The 23,813-nt window shown below is 42.6% G+C and carries 22 protein-coding genes; 13 read left to right on the top strand and 9 right to left on the bottom strand.

Features of this window, described 5'->3' with window-relative positions; translation table 11 throughout:
- Positions 1-50: 50 nt before the first annotated feature.
- The 11 genes from FEK29_RS04315 (at position 51) to ablB (ending at position 9,930) form a co-directional block, all read left to right on the top strand.
- Positions 51-524: a cupin domain-containing protein gene (locus tag FEK29_RS04315; protein WP_138257143.1), complete on the top strand. Its 474-nt coding sequence runs from the start codon at positions 51-53 to the stop codon at positions 522-524.
- Positions 525-539: 15 nt separating this feature from the next.
- The gene (locus FEK29_RS04310; RefSeq protein WP_138257142.1) at positions 540-1,316 is read left to right on the top strand and encodes a hypothetical protein; all 777 of its coding nucleotides are present in this window, start codon (positions 540-542) and stop codon (positions 1,314-1,316) included.
- A 314-nt stretch (positions 1,317-1,630) separates the two neighbouring features.
- Positions 1,631-2,194, top strand: a complete 564-nt coding sequence (locus FEK29_RS04305) for a DapH/DapD/GlmU-related protein (protein WP_138257141.1) — start codon at positions 1,631-1,633, stop codon at positions 2,192-2,194.
- A gap of 17 nt (positions 2,195-2,211) precedes the next feature.
- On the top strand, positions 2,212-3,450 hold the full coding sequence (locus tag FEK29_RS04300) for an esterase (protein ID WP_162850206.1): 1,239 nt from the start codon (positions 2,212-2,214) through the stop codon (positions 3,448-3,450).
- 29 nt (positions 3,451-3,479) lie between these two features.
- On the top strand, positions 3,480-4,487 hold the full coding sequence (locus FEK29_RS04295; RefSeq protein WP_138257140.1) for an amidohydrolase family protein: 1,008 nt from the start codon (positions 3,480-3,482) through the stop codon (positions 4,485-4,487).
- 208 nt (positions 4,488-4,695) lie between these two features.
- Positions 4,696-5,556, top strand: a complete 861-nt coding sequence (locus FEK29_RS04290) for a sigma-70 family RNA polymerase sigma factor (RefSeq protein WP_138257139.1) — start codon at positions 4,696-4,698, stop codon at positions 5,554-5,556.
- An 8-nt stretch (positions 5,557-5,564) separates the two neighbouring features.
- Positions 5,565-5,762 carry a 30S ribosomal protein S21 gene (gene rpsU, locus FEK29_RS04285; protein WP_138257138.1) on the top strand — a complete coding sequence of 66 codons (198 nt, stop codon included), beginning with the start codon at positions 5,565-5,567 and terminating at the stop codon, positions 5,760-5,762.
- Between the two features lie 424 nt (positions 5,763-6,186).
- Positions 6,187-7,002, top strand: coding sequence for a pyrroline-5-carboxylate reductase (gene proC, locus FEK29_RS04275; protein WP_138257136.1), 816 nt, complete (start codon positions 6,187-6,189; stop codon positions 7,000-7,002).
- Entirely contained in the window at positions 6,995-7,783 is a 789-nt protein-coding gene (proB, locus tag FEK29_RS04270) for a glutamate 5-kinase (RefSeq protein ID WP_138257135.1), read from the top strand. The genes proC and proB overlap by 8 nt, the downstream gene beginning before the upstream one ends.
- On the top strand, positions 7,780-8,979 hold the full coding sequence (locus FEK29_RS04265; protein WP_138257134.1) for a glutamate-5-semialdehyde dehydrogenase: 1,200 nt from the start codon (positions 7,780-7,782) through the stop codon (positions 8,977-8,979). The genes proB and FEK29_RS04265 overlap by 4 nt, the downstream gene beginning before the upstream one ends.
- 102 nt (positions 8,980-9,081) lie before the next feature.
- Positions 9,082-9,930: a putative beta-lysine N-acetyltransferase gene (gene ablB / locus FEK29_RS04260; protein ID WP_138257133.1), complete on the top strand. Its 849-nt coding sequence runs from the start codon at positions 9,082-9,084 to the stop codon at positions 9,928-9,930.
- Between the two features lie 10 nt (positions 9,931-9,940).
- On the opposite strand, the gene FEK29_RS04255 is transcribed toward ablB, so the two are convergent.
- The 4 genes from FEK29_RS04255 to FEK29_RS04240 all read right to left on the bottom strand — a co-directional run bounded on the left by FEK29_RS04255 (position 9,941) and on the right by FEK29_RS04240 (position 14,944).
- Entirely contained in the window at positions 9,941-11,200 is a 1,260-nt protein-coding gene (locus FEK29_RS04255) for an NAD(P)/FAD-dependent oxidoreductase (protein ID WP_138257132.1), read from the bottom strand.
- Position 11,201: 1 nt separating this feature from the next.
- On the bottom strand, positions 11,202-12,209 hold the full coding sequence (locus FEK29_RS04250) for a 4-hydroxyproline epimerase (protein WP_138257131.1): 1,008 nt from the start codon (positions 12,207-12,209) through the stop codon (positions 11,202-11,204).
- 69 nt (positions 12,210-12,278) lie between these two features.
- Positions 12,279-14,003, bottom strand: a complete 1,725-nt coding sequence (locus FEK29_RS04245) for a DUF885 domain-containing protein (protein WP_138257130.1) — start codon at positions 14,001-14,003, stop codon at positions 12,279-12,281.
- 11 nt (positions 14,004-14,014) lie between these two features.
- Positions 14,015-14,944, bottom strand: coding sequence for a dihydrodipicolinate synthase family protein (locus FEK29_RS04240; protein WP_138257129.1), 930 nt, complete (start codon positions 14,942-14,944; stop codon positions 14,015-14,017).
- A 140-nt stretch (positions 14,945-15,084) separates the two neighbouring features.
- Here FEK29_RS04240 and FEK29_RS04235 point away from each other — a divergent pair, with 140 nt between their 5' ends.
- Together FEK29_RS04235 and FEK29_RS04230 are read left to right on the top strand one after the other, a co-directional pair.
- Entirely contained in the window at positions 15,085-15,930 is an 846-nt protein-coding gene (locus FEK29_RS04235; protein ID WP_138257128.1) for an AraC family transcriptional regulator, read from the top strand.
- 74 nt (positions 15,931-16,004) lie between these two features.
- The gene (locus tag FEK29_RS04230; RefSeq protein ID WP_138257127.1) at positions 16,005-16,700 is read left to right on the top strand and encodes a head GIN domain-containing protein; all 696 of its coding nucleotides are present in this window, start codon (positions 16,005-16,007) and stop codon (positions 16,698-16,700) included.
- Here the strand turns inward: FEK29_RS04230 and FEK29_RS04225 are convergent, their stop codons facing one another.
- The 5 genes from FEK29_RS04225 to FEK29_RS04205 are packed head-to-tail and all read right to left on the bottom strand — an operon-like array spanning position 16,701 to position 23,366.
- Positions 16,701-16,883: a CPXCG motif-containing cysteine-rich protein gene (locus FEK29_RS04225; RefSeq protein ID WP_138257126.1), complete on the bottom strand. Its 183-nt coding sequence runs from the start codon at positions 16,881-16,883 to the stop codon at positions 16,701-16,703. It abuts the gene before it with no gap.
- 12 nt (positions 16,884-16,895) lie between these two features.
- Positions 16,896-17,567 carry a hypothetical protein gene (locus tag FEK29_RS04220; protein ID WP_138257125.1) on the bottom strand — a complete coding sequence of 224 codons (672 nt, stop codon included), beginning with the start codon at positions 17,565-17,567 and terminating at the stop codon, positions 16,896-16,898.
- Positions 17,568-17,599: 32 nt separating this feature from the next.
- A complete protein-coding gene (locus FEK29_RS04215; protein WP_138257124.1) occupies positions 17,600-18,961 on the bottom strand; it encodes a TolC family protein in 1,362 nt (453 codons plus the stop codon).
- The gene (locus tag FEK29_RS04210; RefSeq protein ID WP_138257123.1) at positions 18,961-22,236 is read right to left on the bottom strand and encodes an efflux RND transporter permease subunit; all 3,276 of its coding nucleotides are present in this window, start codon (positions 22,234-22,236) and stop codon (positions 18,961-18,963) included. The genes FEK29_RS04215 and FEK29_RS04210 overlap by 1 nt, the downstream gene beginning before the upstream one ends.
- Positions 22,236-23,366 (bottom strand): efflux RND transporter periplasmic adaptor subunit, encoded by a 1,131-nt coding sequence (locus tag FEK29_RS04205; protein ID WP_138257122.1) that lies wholly within the window; start codon positions 23,364-23,366, stop codon positions 22,236-22,238. The genes FEK29_RS04210 and FEK29_RS04205 overlap by 1 nt, the downstream gene beginning before the upstream one ends.
- Between the last annotated feature and the right edge of the window lie 447 nt (positions 23,367-23,813).

Raw genomic sequence — 23,813 nt, 5'->3', positions numbered from 1 at the left:
TGCCATCCTTAGATATTTTTGCACTGATAGAAAAATTAAATTCTAGAATTATGAAAAAAATAATTTCCTTCTTCATCTTTTGTGCCTTTGCAAGTATTAACGCCCAAAATTCAACGTATTCCATTTCTTCTTACCTCAACGAGGGGAATAAGGCACCAAATACCCATTATATTGGCGAAGCCTGGTTAAACGGAATCATTCACGATGATGCTGATTTGGGCTACAACATTACCAAGGCAACCTTTAAGGCAAATTCAACTTTGGATTGGCATAAACACGCATCTCCCCAAATATTGATTTATGTAGAAGGCGAGGGGTACTACCAAGAAAGAGGGAAGGAACCTGTGGTGCTTAATAAAGGTGACATTATAAAATGTGATAAAGATGTGGAGCATTGGCATGCTTCTACCAAAAATAGTGATGTAACCTATTTGGCACTTTATGGAGGTGATGCACCTACCACTTGGACCGAAGTGCTGACCCAAGAATATTATGATATGGTAGCCAAAAAACTAAGTAAATAAGTCCCAGTACTAAGGATGAAAAAAATCTGTAACCTGTTCATACTTTATTTCCTTTTTGCCTTTTCAAAAGTCTTCTGCCAAGAATCCAAACCTTTTTTGGACGAGGTACGGGGGACTATAAGCCTTACCCATAACGGTATTGCCCTAGTACCTTCCTTCTCATTGGGAGAACCGGCCTTGCTGGTCGATTTAAAGTTCAGAAAAGGTCGCTTTAGTATAGAACCGGATCTGCGTTTTGCACTCGAGGGCAAACCTTGGAGCATGCTTTTTTGGTTTCGGTACCAGGCCATTGAAAAGAAACGGTTCACCTTGCGCACGGGAATCCATCCGGCTCTCAATTTTAGGACCATTGAAATCCTACGGAACGGAGCCTCAGAAAATATTTTGGAGGCCAGAAGGTATTTGGCCGGGGAGCTGGTGCCCAATTACCAGATTAATGACAACTGGAGTGTGGGCATGTTCTATTTACACGGTCGCGGTTTTGACGAGGGCACAAAGCAGATCAATTTCCTGGTTTTGAACACATCGGTTTCCAACATTCCCATTTCGAACGACCTGTATCTCAACTTCACGCCACAGGCGTATTACCTCACCCAAGACGACTTACAGGGGTTTTACACGGCCGGATTCCTTACCCTGGGGAAAAAGGATTTTCCGTTATCGGTTACCGCCATCGTAAACAAGGCCATAGATACTGAAATTTCGCCCGAAGATGATTTCATCTGGACGGTACTGCTGAATTACAGTTTTGATGGTTCCCGAAAGAAAAACCAAAGAAACAGGGGTTTTTAACCGTACATTCAATGGCGATACATGTACCAGCGTGGTCCCATTTTTCTTGGGCTTTTTTTTGTATCGTACTTTTTATTGTCTCAAATTGAGACTTTAACATGGAATTGACCTAGATTCTTTAAATTAATCACTACATTCCCCTAATTTAATTTGTAAACTGACCGATTATTTCAATACAAACCGACAAGCTTTCAATCTTTTAACAATTTGAAAGTCATTCGGATACACTTAGGTAATGAACTATTACGGGGATATCCGCATCCACCTTCTTGGGTGCTGAACTTGTTTGAAGTACGAACACTAGCAAAGGGAAAATGAACAAAAAAAACATATTCAAACGATTGACTTCCGGCGAGGTTATCCCCATGGACGACCCCGATTATGGTGCTATACGGGAAATGGTCAACAGAACCAAAAAACTGTCGAATCAACTGAACCGGGCAGACCATGTGGACGATATCCGCAGTATCCTAGGCGAAATCATCGGTAAAAAAGTAGATGACAGCACTACTTTGTTCACCCCCTTTTACACCAACATAGGTATCAATATTACGTTGGGAAAAAATATCTTCATAAACCACGCCTGTAGCTTTTTGGATTTGGGCGGTATCGAAATTAAGGACGATGTGATGATCGGTCCCCGGGTAAACATCACTTCGGAAAACCATCCCACGGAAATTGCGACTAGAAAAAGCATGGTTCCCAGTAGAGTAATCATCGAGGAAAATGTATGGATCGGTGCCGGAGCTACCATCCTACCTGGGGTAAGGGTAGGAAGGAATTCTGTTGTGGCCGCCGGCGCTCTGGTAAATAAGGATGTTCCTCCCAACACGGTTGTGGGGGGCATACCGGCAAAAATTTTAAAGAACTTAAATTAACCCATAAACCTTTAAAAATGAAAAATGAAAATCAAAAACCCAAGGTTGCATCCGAGGTAAAATCCCTTAGAAGATACATGTATTTTTTCATGGGAATCTTGATGACGGTCCCTTCCCTGATTCGTTCGCAAGAAGTAGGACAAACCGAACGATTGGTATCCCCGGAGCTAAATGAAGATCGCTCCATTATGTTTAGAATTAAGGCGCCACAAGCCGAAAGTGTTAGCTTATCAGGGAATTGGATGCCCATGGTACCCAATGGGGAACAAGGCATGACACGACAAACCGCACAACTTACCAAGGACACAAATGGTGTATGGTCTGTGAAATTGGGCCCTCTGGAACCTGAACTCTACACGTATACCTTTAACGTAGACGGGGTTACCACTATAGACCCATCCAACCTTAAAGTGGCCAGGGACGGTATTTTTAGAACCGAGAGCGTGTTGTATGTGCCCGGGGAAGCATCGGATCTTTATTGGGCAAAAACAGGGCCCAAGGGAAGTGTTCACCAAATTTGGTACGATTCCCCTACCCTTGAACTTACACGACGTATGTTCGTCTACACACCGCCCGGATATATCAGTTCCAATGAAAAGTATCCCGTGCTGTATTTATTGCACGGTGGCGGGGGTGACGAGGAAGCGTGGCCTACCCTTGGTGTGGCCCCAGTAATTTTGGACAACCTTATCAACAGTGGAAAAGCGGAACCCATGATCGTAGTCATGACCAATGGAAACCCGTCACAGGCATCGGCACAGACCATCACCCCCAAATTGCCCAATGTGGATGTTTCCGGAAGGGGCATGGCCAGCATGCTGTTCGAAAAAAGTTTGGTAAACGATGTCATTCCTTATATCGAAGCTAATTTCAAGGTCAAGGCAGATAAAGAAAATAGGGCGCTTACGGGTCTTAGTATGGGCGGTTTGCAGACCATGAATACTTCCTTCGCCAATCCGGACCTTTTCAATTATATCGGCGTGATGAGCATGGGTTTTGCGGATTTAAGCCGATTTGGCATCGAAGTGGACCACTCCAAACGTGCCGAGCAAATCTTGGCACTAAAAGAAGCAAACCCAAAATTATATTGGATCGCCTGTGGAAAAGATGATTTCCTATACCAAAGCGTGGTCACCATGCGCGACGAATTGGACAAGCATGACTTTGACTATATCTATAGGGAAAGTACCGGAGGACATACTTGGACCAACTGGAGAATATACCTTTCAGAGTTTGCCCCGATGCTATTCAAATAATTGAACCTTATAACCTTTACACCAAAAGTATGAATACAATATATAAAAATTACAATCCTAATTTACTTGTCCTATGTTTTGTTCTTGTATGCTACACAGCAGTTCTAAATGCACAAGAGACAAAAAAAAGATTGCCCATTATTGATGTCCATGTCCATGCCATGAAGGCAAATCCCAATTTCGCCTCTGAAATGTGTCCATGGTTTCTCAAGAGTATGCCGGGGAGTGGCCCCAACCAAGATGGACCATCGTTCATAAGTACTGGATGTGTGGCTCCACTAAAACCTGCTAAAACCGATGCCGAAATGCAAGAAGCCATTCTTAGGGCGAACAAAGAATTGAATATTACCATGGTAGTAAGTGGCGATGCCGATATCATCCATAGATGGCACAGTGCCGCACCGGACAGAATTATTCCGTCCTTGGGAATAAGCAATGCCGAACAAATGTCGGTGGAAGCCTTCAGGGATTCGCTCTCCAATGGTTTTTATAAGGTTATGGGCGAGGTAGCTCCACAATATCAGGGAATGTCCCCAAGCGATATGTCCTTGGATGAATATTTTGGTGTTGCCGAAGAACTCGGTATTCCCGTAGGCATCCATATGGGAACTGGAGGTAACGGCATGGCCAATATCACTTCGCCTAAATACAGGGCTTCTCTCGGCCAACCCTTTTTATTGGAGGATATGCTGGCAAGGCATCCAAAGTTAAAAATTTGGGTCATGCATGCGGGTTATCCAATGGCAGACCAGATGATCGCTTTGATGGGTGCCAACGCCTACGTCTATGTAGATCTGGCCGGCTTCATTTGGAGCTATCCGCTTGAGGAAATTCATGCCTATTTAAAAAGATTGGTACAGGCAGGTTTTGCCAAAAGGATTTTATACGGTACGGACCTTATGATATGGCCCGGTCTGCTGGAAACTTCCATTGGGGTTATCGAAAACGCAAACTATCTTTCTGAAGAACAAAAGCGAGATATCCTATTTAATAACGCCGTTCGCTTTTTCAATCTGGACGCCACAATGTTTGAATAATGTAAGCTATTTTTAAAAGAAGCCAAAACGCTTCCCTATAAACAAAAAAAGATCAGAATTCAAAATTTCTGGTCTTTTTCATTTAAAACGTGCCATTATCATTTAATTATTGACTGATTTGGGTCAATTTCAAAGGTTTTTCACCATTTATTTGGATTTTTTGATAAAAGGTGTAGGTTATAAAGAAGTCATAATCTAAAACACTTTTATGCGTCAACTAAAAATCACAAAGCAAATCACCAACCGAGACACCAAGTCGCTTGAAAAATACTTTCAGGAGATCAACAAGATCGATTTGATTACGGCGGACGAGGAGGTGGAATTGGCCCAGCGAATAAAGCAAGGGGATCAAGAAGCTTTGGAAAAATTAGTAAACGCCAACCTTAGATTTGTCGTCTCCGCCGCAAAGCAATATCAAAATAGGGGCCTAAGTCTAACGGATTTAATAAATGAAGGAAATCTAGGTCTGGTCAAAGCGACCAAAAGATTTGACGAGACCAGAGGCTTCAAATTCATTTCCTATGCAGTATGGTGGATCAGACAGTCCATCTTACAGGCACTTTCCAAAAATGGGAAATCCATAAGGCTGCCCCAGAATAAAATCGCGACAAATACCAAAATCTATAAGGTATATTCCTCCTTGGAGCAAAAATTGGAACGCCCACCAAACTCCTCCGAAATTGCTTCGGAACTGGATATGAGCGTACGTAAAGTGGAAAGCTCCATCAAAAATTCAGGTCGGTCATTATCCTTGGATGCCCCCTTTAAGGAAGAAGAATCATCTAACCTTTACAATGTACTATCATCCAAGGATGCGAATAAACCGGATGAGAAAATGATGGAGGAATCCCTCCAAACGGATTTGAAAGATGCGTTAAATAGCATACCGGATAGACAAAGAGACGTTATTAGGCTATTCTATGGTATTGGAAAGGAACCGCCTATGAGTCTTTCGGAAATTGGCGATTTGTTTGATATCACCCGCGAGCGGGTACGACAGGTACGTGAAAAAGGATTGCGTGCACTCAGAAATAAGTCCAGAAATAAAGTATTAAGAACCTATTTATAAAAAAGAATATGCTAAAGATTGAAGTAAAAGAAGGAGAATCCATTGAGAGAGCCCTAAAACGGTATAAGAGAAAATACAGAAGAACCAAAGTATTGGATAAAATTAAAGAAAATCAATATTATACCAAACAATCTACCGAAAGGAGAGAAGCTCTACAAAAAGCTGAATATAAGCAACAATATTTATTGGAGAACGAAGACCAATAACACATTTTTGTCAATTGTCATATTTGTTTGTTTACCTCAAAATAATTGACAACCTAATAACTCCAGCGGGTAATAATTACATATTAAGTACCTGAAAATCAATATAACAAAAGCTTAACATGGTCAATTTGTATAGACCGTGCAGAATCTTATGTTATATCTGAACTTATATCAAAGAATACAATTATAATGAAGATTATTTACATAAAAAGAGAAAGTAATGTGAAAGAAGTATATAGGACCAGATTGGGTAGGTTGAATTCAAAGGTAACCTGTATAAAAAAGTATTTTTTAGGGATGCCTTTTAAAACCGTTCACAAGTATACCCATACCTTTTTTACAAAGAAAAATAGCAATGTAGAAAGAATGCTATTTGTTTAACCGGAATATCCAATTAACAATTTTATAAACAACAAACTATCTTATGAAAATTTTAGTCATTGGAGCTGGAAACATGGGACTTACCTATGCAGAAGGCATGTCCAAATCCAAACTTTTGAAAAGGAGAAACATCATGGTATTGGACACCTCCGAGGAAAAACTGGAAGAATTACGGAAAGAAGCCAAATTCGACATTTTTAAGGAATTGTCAGCTTGTGTGCCGCAGGCAGATATAATTTTTATTGCCGTAAAGCCGTATCATGCAGACGGTCTCATGATGAAAATGGAACCTTTGGTAAACGAGGGCCAAATAGTCATCTCAATAATGGCCGGGGTAACCATCAAAACGATTAAAGACTTAACAGGATTAAAAAAAGTGGTACGTGCCATGCCCAACCTACCAGCCAAAATAGGGAAGGGCCTTACCTCCTTTGTAGCATCAGAAGAAGTATCCAAAATAGAACTTTTAACGATTGAAAGCCTTTTGGATACTACTGGAAGATCCATTTTGGTAAGCGACGAAAATTTCATCGATGCCTCAACAGGAATATCAGGTAGCGGACCTGCCTATGTGTTTTATTTTATGCAAAGCATGATGGAGGCAGCATTGAAAATGGGATTTTCAAAAAATGTATCCAAAGTTTTGGTAAGCCAAACCTTTACGGGTGCCATTGAACTATTCAATCAAAACGACCTATCCCCAAATTCTTGGATGGACAAGGTAGCCAGCAAGGGAGGAACTACCCGGGCCGCCTTGGACAGTATGGAGAACAACAACGTAGGTGAATTGATAAAAGAAGCGGCATTCGCTGCATTTGACCGTGCCGTGGAACTTGGAAAAGAAAAATCGTATGTATAAAGAGTTAATAGTGGTAAAAGTTGGTACCAATGTTATGACCAACAAGGACAATAGAATTGTGCGACCGGTTCTGAGAAACTTGGTTGAGCAAATAGCGACATTGTATGAGAGGGATATCATTACGGTACTTGTTTCCTCCGGATCAGTAATTGCCGGAAAAGAGGTTCTGGGAAAATCCAATATTGAGGACAGGACTCAAAGACGGCAGGTGTATTCTGCCATAGGGCAGCCCAGGATGATGCGTTTGTATTATAATATATTTCACGATTATGGAATGAAATGTGCCCAGGTATTGCCCACAAAAAGGGATTTTAGCCCAGGCGTACACAGGCAAAATATGATCAATTGCTGTGAAGGTCTACTTTCAGAAGGGGTGATTCCTATCGCAAACGAAGATGACGCGGTATCTGTGACCATGAGCATGTTCTCAGACAATGATGAACTTGCAAGCCTTATTGCCCAATTGTTGAATGCGGACAAGTTAATCATACTTACCGATATAGACGGTCTCTATACTGGAGATCCAAACGCCCAGAACAGTAATCTTGTGGAACACGTAAAACCGGAAGAAAATCTGGACAAGTATATAAAGGACAATAACAAACGGGAAGAGGAAGGCCGTGGCGGTATGGGTTCCAAACTGGATTACGCGCAGCAGGCGGCTGCCAAGGGCATACCCACCTACATTGCAAACGGAAAAAAGAACGACACGATCATAGACATCATCGATGGTAAAAATGTAGGTACCAGAGTAACCTTAGAAGAAGAATTAATAAAATGAAACTTTTGACTACAGATAAAATAAACAACGTTTTGGACAGCATGATGCGACTGTTGGACCAAAATAGGGAAAGCATCATCGAAGCAAATAAAAAAGACCTGAGTCTCTTTCAGAAAGAGGACCAAGCCATGTTTGATCGACTTATTGTTACCAACACCAAAATTGACGGTATGATCCAGTCGATTCGTGAGGTACAAAGTCAGGAAGATCCAGTCAACAAACCGATTTCCACAAAGGTTCTGGACAACGGTTTGGAGATCACCAATAAAACGGCCCCTTTTGGTACCATTATGATTATTTATGAATCCAGACCAGATGTAACCATTGAAGCAGCCGTGCTAGCGTTCAAGGCAAGTAATAAAATACTCTTGAAAGGTGGAAAGGAGGCTTTGCACAGTAATACTATACTGACCCAATTATGGCACCAGGCCCTGGAGGAAAACGGCCTTCCAAAGGATTATATTCAATTGATGACCTTGAATAGACAGGAAACCCAGGAATTCTTAAAAAACCCTACGGAAAAATTGGACCTCATCGTACCACGAGGTGGCGAAAGGTTGATCAATTTTGTGAAGGAGCATGCCAACTGCGCCGTCCTTGTCAGCGGACGAGGAAACAATTTCCTGTATGTGGACGCTACTGCCGACTGGGAAAAAAGCATCAAGGTAATCATGAACGCGAAGACCGATAAAATTTCGGCGTGTAATGCCTTGGACAAAATATTGGTTAACCAGAAAATCGATAACTACGAACAAAAACTGACGGAGCTGTACAATCTATTGAGCTACAAAGGTGTTGAAACGTGGGTGGACAAAACGGTAGGCAAGACCTTGACATCTGCCAAACCTATTACGGACGAATCCATGTGGAAAGAAGAATTTTTGGCCATGAAATGCTGCTTGGCAGCCGTGGATTCCTTAACCGAAGCAGTATCCAAAATCAACGAACATTCCGGAGGGCATTCCGCCACCATCATGACCAATGATAAAGGAAGTGCCATGCGATTTATGGAGGAGGTGGATTGCGCGGCGGTCTATCAAAATGCTTCCACAAGATTTACGGATGGCGGTCAGATGGGCGTAGGGGCGGAACTTGCCATCAGTACGGACAAGCTGCACCACAGGGGACCTTTGGGATTGGAACAATTGGTCACCAATAAATATTACGTTTTTGGCGACGGTCAAATAAGGGAATAAGAAAAAATTCAAGTTCAAAGTTCAAGTTCAAGTTCAGGTTCAAGTTCAAGTTCAAAGTTCAAGTTCAAAGTTCAAGTTCAAAAACATAATTAAATCCTACAAATGTTTGAAACAATAGAGAATATTGAGGGCGCGACCATTTATCATGGGGAAATCCATAATCGGATTTATTTATCGGAAATAAATTCCGCAAAAATCGATGCGATTTTGCCAAAAATGACGGAATTGGCAAAACAGCGGAAGTATGATAAAATCTTAAGCCGCGTCCCTGAAAATGCCATCACGCATTTTAAATCAAACGGTTTTACTATAGAAGCAAAAATACCCGGATTGTACAATGGAAAGACCACAGGCTATTTTTTGGCGGACTATTTGAACAAGAACAGGCTCCAATGTGATAAAAAACAGTTGAAGACCATTGAAACCGTAAAGAGAATAGCGATGGCCGCCAACAAGCCCAATGAAAATCCGCAAATGGGTATCCCCGAAGGCTATGCCATACGAAAACTTGGGACAGCGGACTTTTCCGACTTGGCAACCTTACATGAAAAGGCCTATAAATACCATCCGAAGCATATAAAAAAAGTACATGATTTTGAGGCATTGGAGGAAATGGACCATCAATTTCATGGGCTGTTCGTTAAGGGTGAACTTTTGGTGTGCGCGATTTTGAGGGTACATACCACAGAGGCAAATTTGGAGATTGTAGATTTTGCAACGCATCCTGACTATAGGGGCCAAAACCTTTCCTATTACCTGGTGCAGGAAATCAAAAAACTTATGAACGTCGAGAATTGCACCACCATTTACGCGTTGGCAAGAGCCACTTCGTACGGGTTGAACATTACATATAGCAAACATGGTTTTAAGTTTGCCGGCACCCTTACCAACAATGCTTTTGTTAGGGACGCAATGGAGAGTATGAACGTTTGGTACTACAATCGGCTTTAAATTTGTAAGCCTATCCAAACTTCCTTTCCGGATCAAAAGGCTTTATATCCATGGAGGTCCCCTCGCCTTCCATAACTTCCGAAATCAGTTTTCCCGTGGCCGGGCCCAAACTCCACCCCATCATGGCATGGCCTGTAGTGATGAAAAAGTTATCGAAGGCCTTCATCTTGCCTATGTAGGGCAATCCGTCGGGCGAGACGGGACGCAGACCACATTTGGCACTGTTGATTTCGGCTTTGGTTATTTCAATAGAAGGATAAAATTTCCTTACAGCTTCCGCAATGGCCTCTACCCTATCCAAATTAATGTCGTAGTTTACACCCGAAAACTCCATGGTCCCGGCAAAACGGGTAAATCCGTCCATAGGCGTAATCGCCACTTTGGCTTCCATTAAAATCGCCGGCAATTTTATTCCCGTAGGCCGATGCACATCGATGCAATACCCTTTTCCCGCCTGTACCTGTAGGGTTAGGCCCAGTTGTTTTACCAAATCATTGCTCCAGGACCCCGAAGCCAACACCACGTTATCGGGTTGATAGGATTGCTTGTCGGATTGAACGGTATGGATTTTACCGTTTGTGTAATCAAACTTGGTTACTGCTTCCCCATAGTTTATTTGAACACCGTTTTGTAAAAGATAGTCCTTCATTTTGGCCATGAAAACCGTGGGCGTGGTGTGGGAATCGCAAAAATAATGCAGGGCTCCCTTTCCTATGACTTCCGTGTCCCCATGCAACTTCCTTAAGGCATCGGTTTCCAAGTGGGTAACCTCCAACCCAAAGCCTTTGGCGGTTGCCGCCACTTTTTTCTCGGCATCCCCATAGGCATCGGTCTGATAGATCATGAGTAGCCCCTTTTTCTCCAGATGGAAGTCCCCCAAATCCCCGGATTCCTTTATTTCATCGTACAACTTGGAACTCAAAAGATTGATGTCCTTGATGATGGGCGCGGCCCTGTCTACTTTTTCTTTTGTGGAAGATTTATGAAAGGCCCAGGCCCATTTAAAGAAATCGATATCCCAGCGCGGCTTGATATAGAACGGGCTTTTAGGATCCAACATCATGGACAATCCTTTGGTAATCACCCCGGGTGCCGCCATGGGAACAATATGACTTGGCGTAAGGTATCCGGCATTTACAAAGGAGGCCCCTAGGCCGCCCATGGACTGTTCCAAAACCGTGACCTGATGCCCTTTTTTGTGCAGGTAATAGGCCGAACAAAGCCCCATTACACCAGCACCGATAATCAATGTCTTTTTCTTCTCCGCCATATTATATTACTTGGAATCCAAAAGCATAGGGGTCCGCTTCATCAATGGTAATTTCATTATAACCATACTGTCTCGCCCACCCTTTTATGCTTGGTACGATGCCCGTAAAATTACCAATTTTACATTCCTTTTCAGCCATGCCGATGAATTTTGAACCGATGATACTTTCATGCACAAACTCCGCTCCAAGCTCCAGTTTTCCTTTGGCATACCACTGGGCCATGCGCGCCGAGGTACCGGTACCACAAGGGGAGCGGTCAATCGCCTTATCGCCGTAGAACACGGCGTTTCTGGCCGTGGCATCGGGTGAAATGGTGGTGCCCGTCCATAGCACATGGCTCACATCCTTGATGGACGGATTCTCTGGATGCACAAATTTTCCAGGATATTTCAAGTTGATATTCTGTCTGAGCTCCCGGGCCATTTCTATCAATTGGGAGGCCGAATAATCCTGCAATCCAGAAAAGTTCTTCTGTGGGTCAAAAATCGCGTAGAAATTTCCGCCATAGGCCACATCAAAAACAAGTTCTCCCAAGTAACTGGAAGAAACTGTCAAATCCGATGCCGCCAAGTAAGAACCTACGTTGACCAATTTTACCCACTCCACTTTATTTCCGTTCTGTTGGTAGGTCACCTCCACCAAACCTGCCGGGGCTTCCATGCTAATCTTACCGGGCTCTTTGGGAACCACAACGCCCTCTTCAATGGCCATGGTTATCACGCCGATGCTGCCATGCCCGCACATGGGAAGGCAACCACTTGTTTCTATAAAGACGATGCCAAAATCATTATCAGGATTGGAAGGCGGATATAAAAAGGCACCGCTCATCATATCATGTCCCCTGGGTTCGTACATCAGTCCCTTTCTGATCCAGTCATACTCCTTCATAAAATGGAGTCGCTTTTCGCTCATATTCGCCCCCACCAAAGTAGGTGCACCTTCAACGACCAGCCTAACGGGGTTCCCACAGGTATGGCCGTCAATACATTTAAAAACATGCTCTTTCACTCAATTTCTATTTTGTTGGATATGCTGGAATTTGTACCCTCGAAGTTCGTTCAAATTTATGGTTCGCTCCTAGGATTTTTTACTTTTGATATAATCGTTTACCCTTCTTTCCAAAATGGGCAAGGTCACCGTACCCTGACCTAAAATTACCTCGTGAAACTCCCGGATGTTAAAGTCGGGACCAAGCTCTTCTTCCGCTTTGGTTCGCAATTCCCGTATCTTCAGTTCGCCCATTTTGTAAGATAGGGCCTGCCCGGGCCAAGCGATATATCGGTCGGTTTCTGTATTGATTTCATGTAAGGAGAGTGCCGTGTTGTTCTTCATAAAGTCCAGGACCTGTTGCTTTGTCCATCCTTTGGCATGAATGCCCGTATCCACGACCAAACGGGTTGCGCGCCACATTTCATAGGTGAGCTTCCCGAATTTTTCGTACGGTGTCTTGTACATACCCATTTCATCACCCAAAAACTCCGTGTACAGGGCCCATCCTTCCCCAAAGGCGGAGAGATACATGTTTCTTCTAAATTGGGGAATACTATCGGACATTTCCTGATTGAGGCTCCCCTGCAAATGATGTCCGGGAACCGCTTCGTGAAGGGTCAAGGACGGCAAAACGTACAAAGGCCTACTGTCCAACTTATAGGTGTTCACCAAATAATACCCCGGTTCCGTGGGACTGCGAGAGCCGGAATACCTACCGCCCGTATATTTGGGTGCCAGGGCATCGGGTACTTTTTTGACCCCGTAAGGTTTTCTGGGCAAGGTGGAAAAATAGGCGGGTAATTTTGCGTCGATTTGCTTTGCGATGTTTCGGGCCTCCTTTAATAAGTCCTCGCCATCGGTCACGTAAAACTGTGGGTCGGTTCGGAGAAACTCCAGAAAATCGGCAAAACTTCCCTTGAAACCGACGGCCTTTATGATTTCCTCCATTTCGGAACGAATCCGAGCTACTTCTTTTAGACCGATTTGATGCACGTCCTCAGCGGTATAGGTATCGGTCGTGGTGTAATAGTTTACCCTGTTCTGATAGAGTTCCGCTCCCCCGGGCGTATCGGAAATACCAAACGTGTTCCGAGTATTGGGCAAGTATTCCGATTCAAAAAAGTCCTTTATTTTTTTGAAGGTTGGTACGACCGATGCCTCAATGGCCACTTTGGCGGCATTCAATATGGAATCCTTTTGTACTGTTGTCAGCGATGATGGGAGGTCCTTAAAGGGGCCGTAAAATGCATTGTCCGAAGTGTTTTTAGTGATATGTTGGTTGTAGGTGGATTCATAACCCTCAAAAATCACCTTGGGCTGGGAAACCTTTTTTTCTAGGGCCATTCGCAATACCTGAAAATGCTCCTCCGCAAAGCGTGGCATATCATTAAGCGCGTTCAAATAATGCCTGGCACTTTCATAATCCCGTATTGGCCGAATACGATAATTGAGACTGAGATGAAAACCTTGGTCGGCTTGAATGGGGTTTAAATAAAGTCCGTGTTTGTACTCGTCTACCCTATTTTGGAGACTAAATTTCAGCAGTTCCAGGGAAATCATTTCGGTTTCGGAAAGATTGTCCGTTTCTATCGATTCCAGTTTTGCCAGTTGTTCCGATGCAAAATCGGCATCCTTTTTAAAAACTTCGGGCAAGTATCGGCCTAAGGGAAATTCGGTTCGGTCATACAGTTCAAACGCCTCCACCTCCCCGATGATTTTTTCCAAGGCTTCCTTTTGGGCATACATCGGACTTGCATACAATACGATGCAAAAAACCAAGATTAAGATTCGCCTAACAGATTGTATTGCCATAACCCCTATATTTAAACCATTGCTTCTTCCAAGTGCAAATAGTCCGGCAATTGGGGCCTGTTTGCCATCCCGATCTCGATAATTTTCAGCACTCTTTCCCGCTCCGCACCCTGTAAGGGTAGTCGGGGCGCCCTAACGTTCTCTGTGCCTATTCCCGTGGCAACTTCGGCCAACTTAATATTCTGTACCAACTGTGGATTGATGTCCAATTCCAGTAAGGGCAGGAACCATCGGTAGATTTCGAGGGCCTCCTTAATCCTTCCGGCTTTTGCCAATTTGTAAATGGCGACCGTTTCCGCGGGGAAAGCACAAACCAGTCCGGCTACCCAGCCTTCGGCACCCATTAAGAGACTTTCAAGCCCAAGGGTATCCACCCCGGTCAGAATTTTGAGTCGTTCTCCAAACCGATACTTTATACGGGTAACATTGGAAATATCACGCGTACTTTCCTTTACGGCGGTGATGTTTTTTTCCTCCAACAAGGTGTCGAACATATCCAGGGTCACCATGATACCATAATCAATGGGGTTGTTATAAATCATGATGGGCAAATCCGTGCTACGTGCCACCTCTTGAAAATAGGTCACCGTCTCAAAATCATTGGCCTTGTAACGCATGGGGGGCAGCATCATAAGGCCCGATGCGCCGTTCTTTTCAGCCGCTTTCACGGCATCTATAGCTCCTTGGGTGGTCTGTTCCGCAATGTTGAGAATCACCGGTACTTTTCCAGCCACAATCCCAATCGTCCTTTTTAACAAGGTCTCCTTTTCCGGTCCGGTCAAGGTACTCGCCTCGCCCAGGGTGCCACCTAATATGATACCGTTTACACCGGCAGCCAATTGGGCCTCGATGTTCACCTGGAACATATCCAGGTCCAATGCTCCATCCTTTGTAAATTTTGTAGTAACCGCGGGCATTACCCCACTCCATGAAAATGCCATAACTCAATAATTTTGTTTCCTTAAAATTACATAGACCGGGTACAACGCCCTAATTGCATCTTATCCAATTTCAGTATTATATTACCCCTAAATTTAATAACGAATAGTATAATGTGGATAATTTGGACTACTTTCATAAAATGAAAGTACTGCCCTTTGTAATCCCAAAATCGCCCTCGGAGAATTTGGTCTTCCAGGTTGATGAGGAAATCCGGTTCTATGATAAACTCCATCAACATGAAGAAATACAGATAAGTTATATTGAGCGGGGTACCGGAAAACTGGTCTTTATGGACGGAATCCATCCATACAGCTCCAACGACCTTTTTGTAATAGGAAGTGCCATTCCCCACCTGTTTAAAAGTGAGGATATTAGTAAGACCCCTTCCAAAATGTACACCTTGTTCTTTACCAAGGATTCCTTTGGCGATAATTTCTTCCGTTTATTGGAACTACAGGATATACGGATGTTTTTTGACAAGGCACAACATGGGTTTAGGGTGTTGGAGGAGCAAAAGGAACTCGGTCAATTTATTAAGGGGATGGAACCTAAAAATAGATTCGACCGATTCCTAGGCTTGTTGCATCTACTGAGCAAATTATGTGGCCTTCCTAGCCAAACGCTCTCGCTATCGGCCACAACGAAGGTGCGAAGTTTGGACGAAGGGGAACGGTTGCAGCGCATCTTTGATTTGGTGATCCAAAATTTTCATAGGCCCATACCTTTGGAAGAAGTAGCTTCTATAAGCCATATGACAAAAAATTCCTTTTGTAGGTTCTTTAAAAAACATACCAACAAAAGTTTTATGGATTTTTTAATCGAATATAGGGTGTCCCATGCGTGCCAGCAATTGGTGCTTTCCACCAACCTGTCAATTGGCGAAATCTCCGAAGCCTGTGGTTTTCAAAATCAGTCCAACTTCAATAGACAATTCAAGGCCGTAAAAGGCGTATCCCCATCTTCTTACAAAAAGAGCTTTGAATAGCAATTTTACATTGAAAAATCACCGTTACCATTTTTGGGTAAATAATCTTAAATTACCCTTTGAAAAATGACCTTATGAACACCTTAGAAATGAAACAATTATATGCGTTCGCCATCCTTTTATGTATTGGCTCGTTAACATTCGCCCAAAAGACCAATACCAAGACCCTTGAAAAGTTTACGGAACTGAAGATCTACGACCGAATTGTAGTTTCCTTGGTAAAAAGCAATGAGAACAAACTAGTAATCACGGGAGACGACCGTGACGAAGTGGAAATATCCAATAAAAACGGACTTCTAAAAATCAAGATGGAGTTTGGCAATTTCATGGACGGCGATGAGGCCAAGGGCACCTTGTACTATACAGAAGACTTGACCTTGTTGGATGCAAATGAAAATGCAAAAATTATTTCTGAAGAAACCTTCAAGGGTTCCAAAGTCGAAATAAAAGGGCAGGAAGGTGGAATCATTGACCTAAAGGTAGATTTGGAGGAGGTCTATGTACGTTCCGTATCCGGAAGTGAAATAACCCTAACGGGAAGCAGTAAAAAACAGGAGGTTTCCGTAAATACGGGCGGAAAGGCCTATTGCAAGGATTTGAATACGGAGATGACCGAAGTAACCGTGATGGCAGGCGGTAGGGCCGATGTCAAAGCCACGGAGGAAGTAAATGCCAAAGTGAAGGCCGGTGGATCCATTTACATCTATGGAAAACCGAAAAATGTGAAAAAGGATAAAGTCTTCGGGGGTAAGATTCAAGAAATGGATTAGTTATTGTCCGATTTCCCTGGCTTCAAAACCCACCAATGCATCGCCCTGAAATTCCGGGGTCACTTCAATGGGGTTACAACATACCTCACAATCCTCAATATAGGTCTGTTTAGATACGGAAGGATCCATAAGCATGGAAACCTTTTCCCAACAATAGGGACATTGAAAAAAGTGTTCGTACAGAACTTGGTACGATTAATTCCCTTTAAGTCTTTTGGTCAATTCCTCCAAGGTCATCCGTTGCACCAGACTTTCCGCATTGGAACTGAAAATAACCTGATTCCCCAATTTAAGCTCCAATTCATCCTCCTCCCTATCCAAGAATAGGTCTGAAGCTTTGGCCCTGATTTCCTCAAGTTTAATATCAAACCGCTTTTTTAAGGTAATATCGCCATCCGTGCGCGCCAGTTCAAAGCCACTGTAGTCGAACAATCTTTTTAGGCCACTAAAGAATTTGATGCCAACAAAAACGAGTCCCGCCATGGCAAACTTGACGGCCAGGGTAAAAACGTCTATTTCATCGCCATTCACAAAGGTCATTACGAGGTTCACGACACCGTTGACGCCCAAGAAGAAAATAATGAGCCCCAAAATGACCGCAAAGACATCGGTCAAGGTCGCGGTTTGGGTCCTGGTTACCAAAAATTTATTGTCGGTTGTTTCGGCCTTAAAACCAAAATCCTTCAAAAATTCAAAATTTTTAATTCGGGAAATCTTGTCTTCTATAGCGGCATCGAGTTCCGAGGTATCTGCAATAAGACCTCTCGTACTGATTTCGTCCTTTAAACTTAGTTGGGACTCGAATGTTAATTGGGAATATTGTTCCAACACCTCCAAAAGTTCTTTGTCCGTTTTATCCTTGTACATGGTACTTTACTTTATGATTTGAACTGTGCCGTTTATATTTCAACATTCAGTAACTGCCCCGTGAGTTGGAGTAATTGCAATTCCGCCAATTTGGCGTCATATTTAGCCAAATTTTTATTGGTCTGGGCGTTTAATAAATTTATTTGAGCCTGCCTAAATTCAATAGAAGTAATCCTACCTAATTGGAATTGTTCCCTAGATCTCTCAAAATTATTTTGGTTCGTCACTACATTCTGCTCCTGAATTCTAAAAATCCTTAGTCTGTTTTCATAAATGGCCATAGCGTTCTGCATATCCCTATTCACTTCCAATTCAATCTGTTTTCTAAGGAGCTCTTGGTTCTCATAGGCTATTTTGGCATTTTTCACGCGCACAGCAGTTCCTCCACCATCAAATAAATTCCATGTCAAACTTGCTCCTAATCCGAAGCTAATTTGAGTATTGTTCGTTCCAGGAAATACCTGACCTGTGAAAAAGACCTGATCTGGGTTTTGACTTCTATTCCAACCATAGGAACCTGTTAACCCAATCGTAGGAAGATAACCTGACTTGTTTACTTTTATATCGTATTCATTAATTTTAAGGTTACGCTCGGTTTGTAGTATAGCCACATTATTGGATATCGATTGATCCATATATTCCACCAAACTAATTCTAGGGACAAAAGTCACCAATGTATCAACCACATAATTATAGCTTAAATCCTGATTCAAAAGAACATTCAAGTCTCTTTTGGCGTTAGCTAATTGTTGCTCAGTATTTAAAAGATTTATACTATCATTGGTCACATCAACTTGGGCATTTAGAATGTCCAATTTGGTATTTTGTCCGAATTCAAAGGAATACTCCGCTCTGGTGATTCGCTGTTTGGAAATTTCCAAGGCTTGAAGCTGAACATTCCTGTTTTCAGTCAAACGAGCAATTTCAAAATAGACGCTAAACATTTGAAGCATCGTATTTTCTATGGTTTCGCGAGCCTGTAATTCTGATAACTCATATTGCTCCTTTAGCCTTTTATAATTGTAAAACCTTCCTAAACCATCAAATAGAGTATAGTTAATATTCAAACCCGCATTATATCGCTGGCTTTCGAGACCTGTCAAATTAACATCTGCTTGAGGGTTTCCTATACTATCAAACCTTCCTGGAAATTCTTGGGTATTATTATTACTGGCATAATTAGCCCCTGCTGTTCCGGTCAATGTTGGTAAATATCCAGAATTGAGAACACTTGCGTTATTTTCTGCAATATATATTTGATTTTTGGCTATTTCTATCCCAAAATTATTTTCCAGTGCCTTGGCTATTGCTTCTTCCTTGGAAAGAAGGTCTTCCTGCGCAACGACTAATAAAGAAAAAAGTAAAAGGAACGTTGTTAATCTAAATCTTGTCATTATATGGTTTCTTCTAATTCTTTATGGTGTGGTTTTTCCTCGATTAGATTACCGTTTAGGCCATGGTTCTTTTGTCCTTCCAGATGTTCGGACTCCCTTTTTTCCAAAATAGCTCTTTCTACCTCTTCCTTGGTAATCTTATGACCGCTCGCCAACATTTTGTTCTTTGATTTCAATTTATTCCCAAAGGATAGAAACAATGGTAACATCAATAGGGTCAAAACCGTGGCGATGCCAATACCATATGCAATGGATATGGCCATAGGCTTTAGAAACTGTGCCTGTCTGCTTGTCTCCAACATAAGGGGAGCAAGTCCTGCAATGGTCGTTACAGAGGTCAAGAAAATTGCCCTAAACCTTGATTTACCTGCTTCATATATGGCTGCATCAAAGGTCATACCTTCTCTAAGGTTATTATTGAACTTACCGATAAGCACCAGACCATCGTTCACCATAATTCCTATCAAGGCGATGATACCCAAAATGGAAAGTACGTTCAAGGGGAAATCATGTATCCAGTGTCCCCAAGCTACCGCCGTAAAGCTAAACGGTACCAACAATAATAGCATCAAAGGCTGACTAAAGCTTCTAAACGTGAATGCAATGGTTATATAGATGAGCAATAGGACGGATAGTCCCACGACCTTTAGAGAACCAGTGAGTTTGCCCAATTCCCTGTTCTGACCTTCGTAGGAAGCGGTAACGGTAGGATATCTGGACTGAATATCGGGCATAATCACATTTTGGATTTCTGCCATAATTTCCGTTGGGCTATCCTTAATATCCTTCATATCTGCAGAAACCTGAATCTCCCTGCGGCCTTCCAACCTATTGATGGCGACATCACCACGTTCAATGGAATATTCCGCTATTTCCTTCAAGGGCACCCGATCACCGGAAGGCGTAACGATGCGCATCTCGTCCAAATTTGTAATGGACGACCTGTCTTCCCTATCATATCTGACCCAGACCCTAATCTCGTCCTGTGACCTTTGAAAACGCTGAGCCTGTACGCCGAAGAATCCGGCTCGTACCTGATTCATGACCGTTCTCAGGTCCAGCCCCAACAAATAGGCATTTTCCTTTAACTGCAATCTAATTTCCTTGATACCCGCAGGGTCGTTGTCCGAAATATCCTTTAAACGGGTATTGTTCTGCAAAATACCTTTAAGCTCGTTCTTGGCCGCCTTGAGCTCCTCAATATTGTTCCCCAATAGGGATACGGAAACGGGCGAACCGCCAAAATTTCCCCCGGAACCATAAATGAGGCTTTCCACGCCAATCACTGGCCCTACCAGTTCCTCTATTCTTCTCGTTACGACATCGGCCACAACGGCATCGGGGCGTTCCTCACCGGGTAATAAGTTGATGGTCAATTGCGCCGTTGAGGAACCAGGTCCCAGTCTACGGATCATGTTTTCAAACATCATCTTATCCGAATTGGGCAAAAATTCCTCCGTAAGTTGCTTATTGACAATTTCAGCCTTTTCCTCAATGAGGCTTATGATGGAATCGGTAATTTTTTCGTTGGTACCATTGGGCATCTGCAATTCAATACTAACCCTGTCACTGGCAATCCTAGGAAAAAAAGCTGTGCGTATGATACCACCTCCAAGAGACCCAAAAGTGAGCACCAGAGCCATGGCAAAAAAGCTGAATGTAAGTATTTTGTAACGCATGGCAAATCTTAGCGATGGCGCATAGAGCTTGTCGCGCATCCAAACCATAATCTTATCCCCGAAATCATTGATGACCCGTAGCTTGGCAAAAGCGCTGGCTGCTCCTTTCTTGGGCTTGTCATCCAAGGGCTGAAGTGCCTTTGAATGTGCCAAGTGTGCTGGTAGTATAATCAAGGCCTCAATAAGGGACACTACCAAGGTTAGAATAACGATGACAGATACCTCTCCAAAAAACTCCCCAATCCTACTATCGAGGAACAAGAAGATAGAGAAGGCCAAAATGGTGGTAATGATGGCCGATATAATTGGGGGCAGTACTTCCATGGTACCATCTACGGCTGCTTGTACTGGGGTTTTCCCCTTTTCATAATGCTGGTAAATATTCTCCGCGATAACGATACCATCGTCTACCAATATCCCGATCACGATAATCATCCCAAACAGGGACAACACATTAATCGTGACGTTAAAAAATCCGGCGAATACGAACATTCCAAGAAAGGCTACGGGCAATCCAAAAGCTACCCAAAACGCTAACCTGGTATTTAAAAAGAGTGATAGGAATATCAGAACCAAAATCATTCCCATAATGGCGTTTTCGGCGAGTAATTCGGTCCGTTGCACCAATGTTTCGGATTGATCGGAAACAACATCCAATTCCACATTGGAGTACTTTTGGTTGAATTCCTCCACATAGGCCTTAACATCGGTGGCAGATTGTATCAAATCCTCCGTATTGGTACTGGTGATGGATACGTTTACGGACAGATTACCGTCAAAGTAACTGGCGTTGGGGTCTTCTGCGAACCTATCGCGAATTTCCGCAACATCCTTCAAACGCACGGTACTACCGGATACATCAGCACGAACGATCAGATTGGAAAGCTCATCGCCATAATAAGACCGATTGTTGGCGCGAATCAGGTACTCCTCCGCATCCGTTTTTATATTACCACCGGTTACCAAAATATTGGCATTTCCTACTGCAGTAGCGACTTCCTGAAATGAAATACCATAGGCCAATAGGTTATTTTCGTTAACAGCAATTTCAATTTCTTCCTGCGGAAACCCAGAAATCTCTATCTGGGAAATTCCGGGTATGGCCCTTAAATCGTTCTCAATCTGCCTACCCACATTTTTCAAAGTGGCCAAAGGAATATCCTCACCACTAATGGCGAAGGAAATCGTTTGCCGAACCGCTTCCAATTTGGACACTATCAAAGGCTCCATGCCGGTTGGAAAGGTAGGTACCCTGTCCACGGCATTTTTTACCTCAAGCAGCATGAAATCGATATCCCTTCCTTTTTCTATTTCGATGTTAATAGTACCACTATTTTCCCTAGATGTGGAAGTGACACGATCCACCCCTTCCAAACCTTTTAGGTTATCCTCTATTTTAAGTACGATACCTTCCTCCACCTCTTGTGGCGAGGCACCCGGGTAGGTAATGGTAATGGAAATGTTCTTGGAATCAGTTAATGGAAAAAAAGAGGATTTCAGGGACTTGTACCCCACGATGCCAAAAAGGGCAAAGGAAATAACTACCACGTTTACGGCGACATGGTATCTAATAAAGTATTCAATGATCTTTCGCATTATCCTTTAGAGTTATCTGGTTGGTCTTCGTATACCTTTACGGCCATACCCGTATATGCACCGATCAATGGCTTGGACATAATTGTCATTCCATTGGGAACATCCTTCAAAACAACACTTTTTTCAGAAAAATAGACCGGCTTTACATCAATAAGGTCCAATACGGAATCACGAACTACGAATATTTTATTACCTTCCAAAAGCAGGCTTCTATCTATTTCGATGGCATTTTCTTCCTTTTTGGCATCCAGATTCGCCTCTAGGTACATACCTTCCCGTAGTTTGTCGTTGTCCACTTCTATGTAGGCCTTAATTGTCTGGGAAGCCTGATCAACCCTTCCATTAATTCTGGTAACCTTACCTGTATAAACTTCTTCGCCGTCCAAACTGGTCAATTCCACGGATTCGCCCACCTTTAATAAATCAGTGAACGATTTGCTTACCGAAACTTCCAATTCGTACACTCCGGGATTAATGAATTCGCCCAATTTCTGACCGGATCTGACCAATGTACCTTCCGTTACCAGAGCTTCTGTCAAAACTCCGGTAAAAGGAGCGACTATCCTATATTTTGATAGCCGTTGCTCCAGGTTCTTTACATTGTAGTAACTGGAAAGAATACCTCTTCCCGTGATAAAGAAACGCTCACTTTCTGAAGTCATTTCGGGCAATTTTGGTGTACTCTTGGAAAGGTCGAAACCGTTTAGGTACTTCTGCCATTTTGGATAAAAATCCGGGTAGTCCAAGCGTAAATCCGGCATAATGGATGTTAGCTCATTGTAAAGGTTACTCTTGGCGGATTGTACACTTGCAGTGTATTCATCGGCATCAATACTGATGATGGTTTCACCTTGGTTATAGGCCTGACCTTCCTTGAACAATTTGCTGCCCCTTCTAAAGACACCCTGCACTTCGGCATACAATTCAACCCGCTGTTTTGCCCTAAGATTTCCGTTAGCGGATATAACGATGGGAATGGTCTTGTTTTCAACTACTTCAGTAAAAACGGTCTTTACTACCTTTTGGGCGCGTGGCTTAAAGACCTTTTTATTGTCTATAATGACTTTCGCCAAAAAAAATGAAGCTACTATTAATACGATACCTAGTCCGGTAAAGATGATTTTTCGCATTTTGGTTTTGGTTTTAACAATTGATTTTTTAAAACGACTACAAATATATTTCTGTCTATGTGAAACAATTATTTTATGTACATGAAACGTCCAAATTGATTTGTGAAATGACCTTAAGCTTTACCCAATTTTTTGGATTATGGTTCAAGTACGCTTCAATATTCTCCAAACATGAATAGTAACCCTATAAAAAGTTAACTAGATTAAATTCAGTGATTTAGGATGAAATTAAACGGTTTTAAACGGCGAAACTACAAAAAATCGGTTCCCGTATATTCTTTACAGGAGGTTAAAAATTTCATAAAACTTGAAAAACTGCAACTGAAGTAAATGAAACTTACGTGTAGACGATTAACGTAAAAACTAAAAAGAGGTGCTTTAAGCACCTCTTTTAAATAGTTTAGTTCGTAGATTTTAATTTTTTGAGTCATCAAATTTTGTATCTGC

This window comes from Maribacter aurantiacus, from assembly GCF_005780245.1.
Taxonomy (GTDB): Bacteria; Bacteroidota; Bacteroidia; order Flavobacteriales; family Flavobacteriaceae; genus Maribacter; species Maribacter flavus.
The sequence above is the reverse complement of the archived record's forward strand: the minus strand, read 5'-3'. Positions and strand labels throughout refer to the sequence as shown.

What these genes read in the sequence shown, in the direction of transcription:
- FEK29_RS04315 (WP_138257143.1), top strand. Translation starts at nt 51, where the DNA reads ATGAAAAAAATAATTTCCTTCTTCATCTTTTGTGCCTTTGCAAGTATT.
- FEK29_RS04310 (WP_138257142.1), top strand. Translation starts at nt 540, where the DNA reads ATGAAAAAAATCTGTAACCTGTTCATACTTTATTTCCTTTTTGCCTTT.
- FEK29_RS04305 (WP_138257141.1), top strand. Translation starts at nt 1,631, where the DNA reads ATGAACAAAAAAAACATATTCAAACGATTGACTTCCGGCGAGGTTATC.
- FEK29_RS04300 (WP_162850206.1), top strand. Translation starts at nt 2,212, where the DNA reads ATGAAAAATGAAAATCAAAAACCCAAGGTTGCATCCGAGGTAAAATCC.
- FEK29_RS04295 (WP_138257140.1), top strand. Translation starts at nt 3,480, where the DNA reads ATGAATACAATATATAAAAATTACAATCCTAATTTACTTGTCCTATGT.
- FEK29_RS04290 (WP_138257139.1), top strand. Translation starts at nt 4,696, where the DNA reads ATGCGTCAACTAAAAATCACAAAGCAAATCACCAACCGAGACACCAAG.
- rpsU (WP_138257138.1), top strand. Translation starts at nt 5,565, where the DNA reads ATGCTAAAGATTGAAGTAAAAGAAGGAGAATCCATTGAGAGAGCCCTA.
- proC (WP_138257136.1), top strand. Translation starts at nt 6,187, where the DNA reads ATGAAAATTTTAGTCATTGGAGCTGGAAACATGGGACTTACCTATGCA.
- proB (WP_138257135.1), top strand. Translation starts at nt 6,995, where the DNA reads ATGTATAAAGAGTTAATAGTGGTAAAAGTTGGTACCAATGTTATGACC.
- FEK29_RS04265 (WP_138257134.1), top strand. Translation starts at nt 7,780, where the DNA reads ATGAAACTTTTGACTACAGATAAAATAAACAACGTTTTGGACAGCATG.
- ablB (WP_138257133.1), top strand. Translation starts at nt 9,082, where the DNA reads ATGTTTGAAACAATAGAGAATATTGAGGGCGCGACCATTTATCATGGG.
- FEK29_RS04255 (WP_138257132.1), bottom strand. Translation starts at nt 11,200, where the DNA reads ATGGCGGAGAAGAAAAAGACATTGATTATCGGTGCTGGTGTAATGGGG.
- FEK29_RS04245 (WP_138257130.1), bottom strand. Translation starts at nt 14,003, where the DNA reads ATGGCAATACAATCTGTTAGGCGAATCTTAATCTTGGTTTTTTGCATC.
- FEK29_RS04240 (WP_138257129.1), bottom strand. Translation starts at nt 14,944, where the DNA reads ATGGCATTTTCATGGAGTGGGGTAATGCCCGCGGTTACTACAAAATTT.
- FEK29_RS04235 (WP_138257128.1), top strand. Translation starts at nt 15,085, where the DNA reads ATGAAAGTACTGCCCTTTGTAATCCCAAAATCGCCCTCGGAGAATTTG.
- FEK29_RS04230 (WP_138257127.1), top strand. Translation starts at nt 16,005, where the DNA reads ATGAACACCTTAGAAATGAAACAATTATATGCGTTCGCCATCCTTTTA.
- FEK29_RS04220 (WP_138257125.1), bottom strand. Translation starts at nt 17,567, where the DNA reads ATGTACAAGGATAAAACGGACAAAGAACTTTTGGAGGTGTTGGAACAA.
- FEK29_RS04215 (WP_138257124.1), bottom strand. Translation starts at nt 18,961, where the DNA reads ATGACAAGATTTAGATTAACAACGTTCCTTTTACTTTTTTCTTTATTA.
- FEK29_RS04210 (WP_138257123.1), bottom strand. Translation starts at nt 22,236, where the DNA reads ATGCGAAAGATCATTGAATACTTTATTAGATACCATGTCGCCGTAAAC.
- FEK29_RS04205 (WP_138257122.1), bottom strand. Translation starts at nt 23,366, where the DNA reads ATGCGAAAAATCATCTTTACCGGACTAGGTATCGTATTAATAGTAGCT.